This is a genomic window from Peptoniphilus equinus (assembly GCF_027921445.1).
GTDB lineage: Bacteria > Bacillota > Clostridia > Tissierellales > Peptoniphilaceae > Peptoniphilus > Peptoniphilus equinus.
In genome coordinates, this window is the sequence record NZ_CP115667.1 from 1064017 (window position 1) to 1076740 (window position 12724).

The window sequence follows — 12724 nt, forward strand, 5'->3', positions numbered from 1 at the left end:
TCCTCCTTCAATAAATAACTTATTATTGCTTAAAGAATGGTGCATATTTTGCAGCCAATCTAATAGCCTCCTTCATGCTGACAGCACCGGCTATGCCCTTGCCTGCGATATCGAACGCCGTACCGTGATCGACCGAGGTACGCAGGATAGGCATCCCGTTGGTAATGGAAATAGTTTTGTCGAAATCAAGTGTCTTCGTCGCAATATGTCCCTGATCATGGTATAGCGACAAAACACTGTTATATTTGCCCAGTGCGGCCTGATGGAATACCGAATCAGCTGGTACAGGCCCGTCAACATTGAACCCTTCCGCCTTAAGTACTTCTACCGCAGGGGCAATCTCATTGACTTCTTCCCAACCGAAAAGGCCATGCTCTCCCGAATGAGGATTCAACCCCGCAACCGCCATTGTTCCCTCGGTGACGCCAAGTCGTCTCAGTGCATCCGTGCATCGTTGCACATAGTCTATGATTCTATCTTTCTTGATATCATCAAGCATTGCTCTGAGCGACTTGTGTCGTGTGAGGAAGAACACTCTCAGTCCGTTGGTCTCGAACATCGTCAACGGATCATCCGTGCCCGTCAGCGCTCCGAATATTTCGGTATGACCGATAAAGTCAACCGCTGCGGCATGAAGCGACTCCTTATTGATCGGCGTTGTTGCCACAGCGTCCGCTTCACCTTGCATCGTAAGCTCAATGCTTTTCTTGATGTAGTCGAAGGCAGCCTGACCACACATGGCACTCACCTTGCCGTATTCGAACTTATCCATATCGATATTATCAAGATCGATCATGTTGAGCACACCATAGGAATAATCGCCCTCATCAGGAGCCTCCACAACATGGATAGTCAGATCCGCCTTGACAATTTTTATGGCCTGCTCCATTATTTTCCTATCGCCAATAACAATACATCTTGCAATATCAAAGATGTCTTTATCAGCTATTGACTGTGCTACGATTTCCGGCCCAATGCCTGCCGGATCGCCTAATGTTACCGCAATTAATGGTTTTTCCATTTCTATGTCCTTTCATTCATAATGTGCATAATTTATCCATTGGCAGGCACATCGCCGGTCGCCTAGGGTAAAGGTTATGCCTCAAATAGTCCATCCGTCCACAACGCGCAGCACATTCACAGCACATTCAAAGTGCTACGCTATACGTTCGTCTATATATACAGCTTCTCCTTGAGATAGGTAATACATAGGTTAATGGCATCAGGCCCGCCCTGACTGCCGCCTTTTGTGATGATGTGCACACCGTCGAATGCGCCACCCAAAATTTTGCCGTAAGCAGCGAGCGGCAGCACCTCATCTCTCAATCTCAGTCCGACAGTTCCGAACCTCTCACATACAGCAACGGTAATATCACCGCCGCTTGTATACATAGCTCTAAAAGAAGGCTCCTGTTTAAATATTTCGTAGGTAATCTGTGCAAAAGCACTATTGATAATTGCAGTTACCTCATCGAGGGAGCATTGAAGTTTTTTCATATACAGTGTAAAATCCAGACGATTCTCAGGATAAATCCCGTCGCTGACAATGGTAGTCACCTGTTGCTGTCGACATCCTGACATGACATCTTCAATCACTCTGTCTATCTCGTGCTGACGAGCAGTCTCGCTCTCCAGCAGTTTTTTGGTCTCAATCATGACTCTGTGTGTGATTTGTGCCAGCCACAGAGCTTCTATTTGAGTCCTGGCGTTCGGATTCACACTTCCTACCACAGCCAAAATACGACTGTTGACTTGCTTATCTCTGGGTACAATCAGCTTTCTTGCCAGTGTTGTGGTAAACACGCCGGGATCTACAGCCACAATGTTACGTCCACTTTCAATACACGCATCGGCAATAAGGTCAAGATCCTCTTGGCTTATACAATCAAAACATATGATTCTGTGTCCGGCTTCAACATGTGCATTGATGACATCTGCCAGATGGTGCTTACCCGCCATAAGCTCCTTCAGCCTGACGGAGACAACCCCATATCGACTCTGCCGACGAAATAGCTCCGCAACCTCGGATATGTTGACCGGGGTCTTGGGATCAAATGCAATATTGGTCTTGTGAAGCGGCACACCGCCCACCAGCATATAGCCGCCGCACACGATGCGCGCCGTAGCCGGAAAGCAAGGTGCACACACCGCGATATAATCCTCACCGAGAACGTCGAGCATCGCATCGGTTTCACTGCCGAGATTGCCTCGGAGTGTGCTGTCAATTCTATGAGAATATAAACGTACATCCTTACTCGCCAGGGTCTCACACGCTTCATACACTCGGTCATAGGCTGCTTGCGCATCCAAACCTCTGCTGTTGGTCGGATATATCACACACTCGCACTCTGCCAGCTTTATCGGGTCGATAGCTGAGAGATTCAACACAGTGTGCGCCCTATAGTTCATCTTTTTAAGCAATACTCCTGTGGCATTGCCACCGGTAAGATCGTCAGCAATTACAATACACTCCGACATAGGTTCTCCTTATCTTTACAATAGTTCCTCTACGGCTTCCTTAAGTGTGTCCGCCTCGCCGACATTGCCCGGAAATATCACGTATGGCGTCTTAGGAAATTTACTCTCACTTCCGGTCTGCCACACCGGAATGCCCGGCTTAATTTGCCCGAGAACAGTCGCTCGCTTTACCTTCAAAGCTTTTGTTCCTATATCACTTGATGTAATGCCTCCTTTGGCGACGACGAAGCTCGGTGTAACTGAAAGTTTGCCGACCAGAGACTGTACGGCGTTCGAAATTCTTATCGACAGTCGGAGTTCATCTTCCTTGTCCCCGGTATTGGCGACAATAAGTGATCGCGATGTATAACAACAGACAGTCTTGCCGGCCTTAATATAGGTCTCTTCAAGCGCTACACATCTGTCAACCTCGCTTTCAAAAGCAGCTTCATCCCGGACAAGATTGGCATTGAGCTCAATAAATGCTATCTCGGAAAGGGACTTGAGACACGCCAGCTGAGACGTCGTCTTTTTTGTATGCGATCCGACAACGATAATACCTCCGTGTGACGTCTCATTCACAATCATGTCTTCTCGACGCAGCAACGGTATATCCGTGACTGCGCCCATCACCTTAACCATAGCCGCCGCTGTGCGCAACATAAACATCTTGCCGGCATGCATAGCTCGATAGAGCGCCACACAAAACACTTTGATATCGGCGTAGTCTATGGCATTGACAATAATCTTGTTAAAATTCTCTGCAGATTTTAACTGCGTCTCGATACGGTCAAAATCCATGTTACGAATATCTTCAAGAGAAATGCAAATGACCGATTCCGCCTTATATTCTCCGCCGGTTTTCTCCTCTACATAAGCCGGCATATCAGAGGCCGTATAACCAAAAGTCCTATCCTTGGCAAATTCCGTCTCACAAGCCGGTACAAGAGTATCCCCGTCCTTGACATAGTGCACATTATCAATTGTGTATCTGCCGCCCTCTTTAAAAAATGGGCACAATATTTCACCGTCGATTTTCACGCCGGTGTAAGTCTCGTAACAATCCTTAAGCAACTTAGTCTCAAGAGGATAATGACCTCTCAAGGTGCTGTCGCTTCGACTGATAAATAAATAGTCTCTACCTGATTCTTTTGCGACCTTATCTACCACAGCGGCAATATCAAGATGAACCTTCGTGGTCTCCGCCTCGGTAAACCCCCTTGAATTGGTCAAAATATAGAAAAGATTGTTCTTTTCTGCAAAAGCGGATCTTATGCTATCCTCATCCCAACAGGTATACACCGAAATATCATGAACAGTCTGCACCCCCGTCGGGTCATCATCAAGTACGACTATCTTTTTGTTATTTTTCGCAATTTCTTCCGAGAGAAGTGCATCAACTGCAACTTCGTCAATTGGCTTATACTGTTTTAAAATATCACTGTGAATCGACATGTCATTTCCTTATTAATCCTCACCAAGGTTCCAAAGGCAGTTTCAAACCTGTGTCATCCCGTTGATCGCTTGATGTTATTTCTGTTCCACACTACAATCTGCCAGCGTTTCAAAATACCGGACGATGCCGGCATGGTCATCGCCCATATACCCGTGCACCTTTAACACCTGCATAATCTCATACAGCTGAGCACTATACGGTATGGGGGCATCGATAGCATGCGCCGTCTTAACAACATTGGTAATATCCTTGTGATTGACACGAATGGTGCCTCCCGGAACAAAGTGATGAGCTAACATCATCGGTGCTTTGGCATCGAGCACTGCACTGCCGGCAAGTCCCGATCGAATTGCTTTATATACTTTCTCCGGATCTGCGCCCGCTTTAGCAGCAAACACCAGGGCCTCAGATACGATGGCGATAGTATTATTGACAATAATCTGATTAGCAAGCTTGGTAATACTGCCACTGCCGCTCTCTCCTGTCAATAGTATCGATGACGCATAAGCTTCCATAACCGGCTTGACCTTATCGAAAACCTCGTCATCACCACCAACCATAATAGCCAGCGAACCCGCTATGGCACCCGGCTCACCGCCGGAGACCGGCGCATCGAGAAATCCTATGCCCTTAGCTTTAAGCTTCTCATAACAAGCTTGCGATTCAACCGGTGTCACGGAGCTGTGATCAATAATAATCCCACCGCTCGGCATTGTCTCTGCAACACCACCTTCATCAAACAGAACAGACTGTACAATTTGAGCTGTCGGCAGAATGGTCATGACAACCTCACATGTTTCACCCATTTGCGCATAATTGCCTTTACTGGCCCCAAGAGAAACAAGCTCATCTTCAAGTTCAGTTTTGATATCGGAAACCATAACTGCATGGCCTGCCTGAATCAGATGCTTTGCCATAGGTCGACCCATAATCCCAAGTCCTATAAAACCAACTTTCATAGTCATCCTCCCTTTCATCCCTGTCATAGGTTAAATTTATTTGATACATAGTGGTATACTTCGTCAAATGCCGTCTGATTCCCGTCTCCGCTCAGAGTCCGCGCAATCCTATACCGAGTTCCCTGTGCATCGGTGAGAAACAAAACTTTTTCCCTGCCTTCGGCAATCCCAACCTCAAATTTATCCATTTTAGCAAAAGCATAGATCCTCAAAGACGGTTTCACCACAACCGCATAGCTATCAGTGAGCATAAGTCCCATGCCGCTAAAGCATCGTGCTGTCTTCAACTCGCACTCAAATGCGTCTCTATCGTCAATGTCGTTCAGTGCTTTCCTATATTCACTATGATTTTTCCAACTGACATAAACAAGTAAAAGCGCCATTACAATCAAAAAATATGCCGTATATGAGTCACTCACCAGTTTTATCACTACACCTATAATAAGCATCGTTGTCGACACGAGCATGGTTAGCTTAAGTCTGCTGTTACTTTTATCGAAAATGTCAAAATCATTCATATCTACAGTAAATTTTCTCCCACCGACACATAAGCCGACACTCGATATATAAATAAAAAAGCACACTTCGTAACGATGAAAGTCGGAAACAATCTTCCCCTACGAAATGCGCCCTCTCCATTCTGTTGGATTGATGTTGCCTATCTTAATATTTGCGGATCTTTTTTTAAGTATAGCAAATATGCTTGCAAACGGTGCATAAATTTAATGAAATTTAATCACTTTTTAGTATATTTCAATGTAAAAATTCTCGACCAAAACCTCTTCATAGTTGCAAATGAAATCAATATGCTCTTTCAGCTAATCAAATATGCATTTGGTAAACGTAGTCCACTCTAAAACTCTTTGTTTTTATCTGCTTTTACAGCTATTGGGATGCCTTTTTTTAATGGCGCCGACAAAAAATAGTATTGTAAAGATTTTCTGCTAGCTGGAATTCATATGAACCATAACACGACTAGACTTTCTTAGGTTGTCTTCTTCAAGTCTCTCCACAAGGAAGAACGGCTGATTCCAAGTTTTTGGGCAATCGAAGTGTTGGTGTCTCCCAGATAATATTTAAGCTGCTCCACAGCTTTTTGAAAATTGGGGGCAGCCATATCACGCTCTGCCAGACAGGGGTACAGGAGCTCCAACTCATGGTACAGATTATCCTCTCCAATAGATTCGATAACCATATGGTGAATGGTATAAGGGGTGATTTTGACATTCTCATCCAGAAAAAGCGAAAATCTTCCGGCAACCGCTTCCAGTTCGGAGGTACCGCCCGGCCAGCTATATAGCTGAAGTGCTTCGACTGCCTTCGGAAATCGCTCGATACGGAATTCCTGATTTCGTAGGTTGGAAATAGCTTCCTTAAAGAGGATTGGGATATCTTCCTGACGCTCTTTAAGAGGAGGAAGATCGATCTGCAGAGTGCAGAGACGACTCAGAAGATCAGGACGAATCTGTGATCTAGGCAGCGGGTAGTCAAAAATGCTGATAAATCGAACATTGATACTGATAGGATCGTAACCACCAATGGGAATGATCTGATTGTTGGTCAGGACATCCAACAAGATATCCTGTACTGCAGGACAGGCATCCTGAACATTTTTCAAGATGATAGTCCCCTGTTTGGCCATCTCGATCAGACCCACATGAGAAGAATTTGAGTCTGTACTACCCAGCAGATGACGTCCCGCATCAGCCGGGGATATCTGGGGAAGGTTGATAACAATCAGGGGTTGATGGGCTCTCGATCCGCCAGTATGAATACTTTCAGCAAACAGCTGTCTATGAAGGCTGACATCGCCGACCAGGGCAAGAGGAAGCGAGGACATCGCATATTTCTTACCGAGTTCGATTGCCCGGTTCATACATTCAGACATTGATACCAGCTCTTTCCATTTTGCAAGATGCTGTCCAGTACCCAGTATATTTTTCTCATTTTTAAGCGTGTTATCAATGCGCAGAATCGTAAGCACACCGACTGGCTGACCTTTGGAATTGACACGGACTTGCGTGCATCGAAAGCGGATCCCATCAATAATTTTAAAGGATTCTTCCCTCTGACTGTCTTTAAGCAGAAAGGCATCTGGCGATAGGTTGGGAAAGAGATCGCCGAGAAACCTCTTTTGGGAAAAATTGGATGGAAGATTGAGATAATTCAGGGCGATCTGATTGATGAGGCTGATCTGCCCGTTGACACTGGTAAAAATAATTCCGCAAGGAATGTTCCGTATCAAGGACTGGTTCAGTGCATGGTACGTCAGTTCCTTGCGCAGCTCTATGGCAAAATGGCGGGCACGGATGAGCGAACTACGAACGGTTTCTTCTCCCGCATATATCAGAACACTGCTTTTCCCAAGCTGCGCGGCAAAGCTGCATACCTGTGAAGCACCTATAAATACATCATAGTCAGAAGATTCCATCAGCTCATATAATTCCGCACTATCTTCGTAGGAAAGACTGTCTGCGGGAACATTACATAGATCGGATAATAAGGACACATTGACTTCATGAGCAAGTCGATGCCAGACAACGGCAATCTTCTTCCCAATTTTGGAGGCCTTTTTCAAAGCGGACATATAATCCACATCACGAACAGCCAGTTCCAAAAGATGCTCCTGAGAATATCGAGAAAAAACAGCTGCATTGGCACCGCCGGCAATATAGATATCAAAGCCTTTGGTGGCTAGCTCACGTATCAACTCAGGTAGCTTTTCAGGAACACAGTCAATGACTTCAATAACACAACCGTCAAAAGGATATTTTGCAACCACCTCATTTGCTATCTCGGTCAATCTCTGGTATCCAAGGAAGCATATCTTGATCGGTTTTAAAGATTGCGTGTAATGTTTCATATGTGTCACCCTTTTTCATTATTTTTAATGATTATAGCCTAAAACACGCTTCATTTGGGGACCGCAGTTTCCAAAATCCAAAATAATTTTACCCGAAATGTTTCAAAATGCTATGTATTTTGAAATCCAGAAACATTTCAGGTGAAAAACACCTCGAATTCTCCTTCGTTGAGAGAAAAATTCTCCCTTGCTAGAATACAGACATAACGGAAATCCCGAAAACTTAAAAAGGAGGAACTTAAAATGAGCAAGGGATTATTAGACGGAATTGTTGTACTGGATCTGACCAGGGTGCTGGCAGGACCCTACTGCGCGGCACTGATGGCGGATATGGGAGCTACTGTTTATAAAATAGAGCAACCCGGAAAGGGCGACGACAGCCGCCAGATGGGTCCCTTTCAGAATGGGGAAAGCGCCTACTTTATCAACTGCAACCGCGGCAAGCTAGGTTGCACACTGAACCTGAAATCTGCGGAAGGCAAGCAACTGTTCTTTGAGATGGTAAAAAAGGCCGATGTGCTCTTGGAGAGTTTCCGCCCGGGTACTATGGAAAAACTGGGGTTAAGCTATGATACTCTGAAAGAGGTAAATCCGGGTCTGATCTATGGCTCGATTTCCGGCTTCGGTCACACCGGGCCCTACAGCAAGCGAGCGGGCTATGACATCATAGGTCAGGCAATGGGAGGTTTGATGAGCACGACCGGATGGGAGGATACTCCTCCTACCAGAACCGGTACACCGATGGGTGATGTGCTGGGCGGACTCAGCCTTGCGATCGGCGTTCTGGCTGCACTGAACAATAAACAGCGGACCGGAGAGGGCGAGAAGGTCGATGTATCTCTGGTGGATTCCGTAGTTTCCGCAATGATGAACATCAATATGATCTACTTTACCGAAGGCCGAATTCCCCGACGTATCGGTAATCGCTACGAGTCCACTTACCCTTACGATTCCTTCAAGGCAAAGGACGGCGACGCAATCATCGGTGCAGGCAACGACAAACTGTTTGCTTTACTCTGCAAAGAGATGGGCAAAGAAGAGCTGGTATTAGACGAGAGATTCAACACAGTCACCAAACGTGTAGCGAACCATAAAGCCATAAAAGAGCTTGTTGAGGCATGGTCTGTCAATTACACCGTAAATGAGCTTTCCGATATTCTGAATAAAGCTGGTATTCCTGCTTCGCCTATTAACACTATTGATCGTGTAGCTGCCGATCCACACATTGCAGGAGCACGCAATATGTTCCCGGTATTGGAGCATCCCGTAGCCGGTAAGGTGAAGATTACCAACAATCAGCTGAAATTTACCAACAAAAAGGCCGATCCCTCCGCCTCTTCTCCTCTTCTGGGAGAACACAATGAAGAAATATTCTGCAGCTTTCTAGGGCATACCAAAGAAGAGTTTGAGACGTTTATTGAAATCGGAGCCATATAATAGAGGGGCGTAAAACATGAACTATATTAAGATTATTGAAGTAGGACCTCGCGATGGGTTTCAAAATCTGAAGGCGTATATCCCGGTCGAGAAGAAGATAGCCACCATCGAGGCAATGATTGATGCGGGAGTAAAGCATCTTCAGGTCACCAGCTTTGTCAGTCCCAAAGCGATTCCTCAACTGAAAGATGCGGTTGAAATAGTAAGCGCCGTACGGACCAAACATCCGGATCTGGATATTTTTGCCCTGATTCCAAATTACTGCGGGGCGGAAAGTGCCCACAGCATCGGTCTGAAGAAGGTAACCAATGTGATTTCCCTGAGCGCCAGCCACAACATGGCAAATATCAGAAGAACTCATGACCAGAGCTTTGAAGAGTTAGAGAAAATCATCAAGTCCTTCCCTGACATGGAGGTTTGTCTCGATATCGCAACGGCGTTCGGCTGCCCCTTTGAAGGTAAGCAGCGGGATGTCAATAAGCTGTTGGCATTTGAACAGCGGGCATATAATCTGGGTGTGCGAACCTTCAACCTGTGTGACACCGTCGGTATGGCTGATCCCAAGCAAGTAAGGGATTTTATAGCGGCAACCCGAGCGGCATTTCCCGATATCGATATCGAAATCCACATTCATGACACCCGTGGTTTGGGCATTGTATGTACTTTGGCAGGCATCGAAGCAGGTGTAGACGGTATACAGTCTACCCTGGGAGGACTGGGCGGCTGTCCATTTGCTCCAGGTGCTTCCGGAAATACCGCCACCGAGGATGTGGTTTTCATGATGGATGAGATGGGTATTGAGACCGGCATCAATTTCAAAAAGATCCTTACTGCAGCCAAGGACATGTATCAGAGCATCGAAGGTAATTATTCCGGCTCCAACATCCGTGTGAATAATACCATCGACGAGCTGGCACAGAGTGCCTGTTTCCTATAAATTACATTGAACTTAAGGAGAACATTATGAATTTTGCAGTTATTTCTTTAATCGTTTTTGTCTGCATTTTGTTTGTGGGCTACAAATCCAAAATCAATACCGGTTTGTTAAGCATTGCCTGTGCGATGATCCTTGGACATTTCATGGACATGGCAGACAAGACTATCATTGCCGGATTTGCTACCACCTTGTTTGTACAGCTAACCGGCGTTATGCTTCTCTTTTCAATCGCCAGTGAAAACAACGCCCTTCAGTTGATTGCAAAGCGTGCAGTTGCCACCGCAGGCAAAAGAACCTACCTGATTCCGCTGATCGTTTACTTTGTCGCAGTATTCATGGCGGGCATCGGATGCGGCTGTGTCCCTGTTATGTCTCTTATGGCTGTTTTCTGTGCAGCACTCGCGGCAGAAATGAAGGTCAATCCTGTTCTATTGATCCCTATGGGCCTACTTGGTGCTCAGGGTGGCGGAACTACGCCGTTGACCACCACCGGTATTCTTGGCGCGACTCTGGCAGCGGAAAATGGTATTACTGAATATATTGGAACTGGTCTTATGATGGGTCAGTTTCTCTGCAGTACTCTATTTGCAGTCACGCTGTACATCGTATTGAAAGGCTACAAGATCAAGGCGGACAATCCTGTTAATCTGTCCGATATTCCCAAGATGTCTAAAAAGCAGAAGCTCAGCTGCGTCGCAATCCTAGGTGTTGCCATTTGCGTACTGGTCTTCAAGTTTGATGTCGGTCTGAGTTCCTTTGTCGCATCTGTCATTTTGCTGTTGCTCAAGACCGCAGACCAAAAGAAAGCCATCGCAGGCATTCCATGGCAAACCCTGCTCCTGGTATGTGGTATCAATGTGCTGATGAACCTTGTTATCATTGCCGGTGGTATTGACCTTCTAGCAAATAGTCTGGCCTCCATCATGACTGATCGAACTACTATTCCTTTGATCGGCGCGACTGCCGGCATCATGAGTTGGTTCAGTTCCACCTCCGGTGTTGTAATGCCAACTCTGATACCTACCGTCGCTCCTCTACTGGCAAACATGGGTACTACTCAGGTGACCGCTACCGCAATGGTTACTGCCATTACCGCTACCGCCCACACTGCAGGTGTGTCACCAATCTCATCCGGTGGTTCCATGGGTCTTGCTTCCTACTGTTCTCAGACCGGATGCGGCGAAGAGGAAGAACGCAAGTTGTTTGCAGATCTTTTCGGTGTAGCAATCGGTGGCGTCATTTTCTGTACAATTTTTGGCTTCCTGGGCGGCTTCAGTATCTTCCACTAATAGGCGAATGCTGAGCTTATAACCTGATTCAAAAGAAAGGAATATCATTATGGGAATGACTATCAGTGAAAAAATTCTTGCAAACGCTTCCGGAATGACATCGATAAAGGCAGACGATATCGTCTGGGTCAATGTCGATAAGGCTATGATGGATGACATTTTGGGACCTCGTGTAGAAATTGCAGATAATCTGGTAAAAATGGGTGCGAAGATATGGGATCCACAGAAGGTCGTTATCGTATCCGACCATTATACGCCTCCGGCCAATATCAAACAAGCAAACATTGTGAAATTCACCAGAGACTGGGCCTCAGAAAATAAAGTAAGTAACTACTATGAATTCGCGGGTCCTTGCCATCAGGTAATGGTGGATAAGGGCCATGTCGTTCCAGGAACTGTTGTCGTCGGTACGGATTCTCATACCACCACCTATGGTGCCTTGACCTGCTTCAGTTCCGGTATCGGTTCTACCGAAATGTCCGGTGTGCTGGCAACCGGTCAGATTTGGATGAAGGTGCCTCAAACCATCCATATCAACTGGGATGGCGAGCTACATCCGGGCGTCATGGCAAAGGATGTGTCACTACATACCATTAAGCACCTGGGACACGCAGGCGCAACCTACAAGTCCATGGAGTATGACGGCAGCTCCATACGCCATATGATCATGGATGAACGTATGTGTCTGAGCAATATGGCAGTAGAGGCCGGTGCCAAAGCCGGCATTATCGGCTATGATCAGATTACCGCCGAGTATATGAAGCGTCGCTTCGGCATTACCGACGATTTCAGCCAATTCAATTCCGATGCGGACGCCAACTATATCCAAACCCTGAATTTTGATGCAAGCCAGTTAGTACCTCAAGTAGCCTGCCCTCATGAAGTCGATAATGTATTCAATGTAGTGGACGTCAATGATGTCAAAGTAAATCAGGTCTATATCGGTTCGTGCACCGGTGGACGCTACCATGACCTGAAGATGGCTGCGGAGTTGCTGAAAGGCAAAACTGTGGAGCCTACTATCCGCGTGCTGGTATCTCCTGCTTCCAAGGACATCTATAACGAATGCCTGAAAGATGGCATTCTATCCATTCTGGCAGATGCCGGCTGTATCATTCTCGGCTCCACCTGCGGTGCTTGTCTTGGTGTTCATTCCGGCAATATCGGTGACCATGAAGTATGTGTATCTACCACCAACCGCAATTTCCTCGGTCGTATGGGTAGTAAAAGCTCCGGTGTATATCTAGTATCTCCTTTGACAGCCGCTGCTACGGCACTGACCGGTAAGCTGACAGATCCTCGCAAGTTCCTTTAAGGAGGGAAAGA

Annotated in this window: 10 protein-coding genes; 4 read left to right on the top strand and 6 right to left on the bottom strand. The window is 46.3% G+C overall.

All coding sequences use genetic code 11. The features are described from left to right. Positions 1-22: 22 nt before the first annotated feature. The 6 genes from pdxA to O6R05_RS05090 all read right to left on the bottom strand — a co-directional run bounded on the left by pdxA (position 23) and on the right by O6R05_RS05090 (position 7735). Positions 23-1021: a 4-hydroxythreonine-4-phosphate dehydrogenase PdxA gene (gene pdxA, locus O6R05_RS05065; RefSeq protein WP_271190915.1), complete on the bottom strand. Its 999-nt coding sequence runs from the start codon at positions 1019-1021 to the stop codon at positions 23-25. Positions 1022-1173: 152 nt separating this feature from the next. Continuing rightward, positions 1174-2478, bottom strand: coding sequence for a four-carbon acid sugar kinase family protein (locus tag O6R05_RS05070; protein ID WP_271190916.1), 1305 nt, complete (start codon positions 2476-2478; stop codon positions 1174-1176). A gap of 15 nt (positions 2479-2493) precedes the next feature. Continuing rightward, positions 2494-3912: a four-carbon acid sugar kinase family protein gene (locus tag O6R05_RS05075; RefSeq protein WP_271190917.1), complete on the bottom strand. Its 1419-nt coding sequence runs from the start codon at positions 3910-3912 to the stop codon at positions 2494-2496. Positions 3913-3987: 75 nt separating this feature from the next. After that, on the bottom strand, positions 3988-4872 hold the full coding sequence (locus tag O6R05_RS05080; protein ID WP_271190918.1) for an NAD(P)-binding domain-containing protein: 885 nt from the start codon (positions 4870-4872) through the stop codon (positions 3988-3990). Between the two features lie 23 nt (positions 4873-4895). Continuing rightward, complete coding sequence (locus O6R05_RS05085; RefSeq protein ID WP_271190919.1) at positions 4896-5390, bottom strand: hypothetical protein; 495 nt, start codon at positions 5388-5390, stop codon at positions 4896-4898. 467 nt (positions 5391-5857) lie between these two features. Continuing rightward, complete coding sequence (locus O6R05_RS05090) at positions 5858-7735, bottom strand: PrpR N-terminal domain-containing protein (protein ID WP_271190920.1); 1878 nt, start codon at positions 7733-7735, stop codon at positions 5858-5860. Positions 7736-7978: 243 nt separating this feature from the next. Between O6R05_RS05090 and O6R05_RS05095 the strand changes: the two genes are divergently transcribed. The 4 genes from O6R05_RS05095 (at position 7979) to O6R05_RS05110 (ending at position 12713) form a co-directional block, all read left to right on the top strand. Next, positions 7979-9172: a CaiB/BaiF CoA transferase family protein gene (locus O6R05_RS05095; RefSeq protein ID WP_271190921.1), complete on the top strand. Its 1194-nt coding sequence runs from the start codon at positions 7979-7981 to the stop codon at positions 9170-9172. A gap of 16 nt (positions 9173-9188) precedes the next feature. Beyond that, positions 9189-10109: a hydroxymethylglutaryl-CoA lyase gene (locus O6R05_RS05100; protein ID WP_271190922.1), complete on the top strand. Its 921-nt coding sequence runs from the start codon at positions 9189-9191 to the stop codon at positions 10107-10109. Positions 10110-10135: 26 nt separating this feature from the next. Beyond that, positions 10136-11398, top strand: coding sequence for an SLC13 family permease (locus O6R05_RS05105; RefSeq protein WP_271190923.1), 1263 nt, complete (start codon positions 10136-10138; stop codon positions 11396-11398). 94 nt (positions 11399-11492) lie between these two features. Beyond that, on the top strand, positions 11493-12713 hold the full coding sequence (locus tag O6R05_RS05110) for an aconitase/3-isopropylmalate dehydratase large subunit family protein (RefSeq protein WP_271190924.1): 1221 nt from the start codon (positions 11493-11495) through the stop codon (positions 12711-12713). Positions 12714-12724 lie beyond the last annotated feature (11 nt).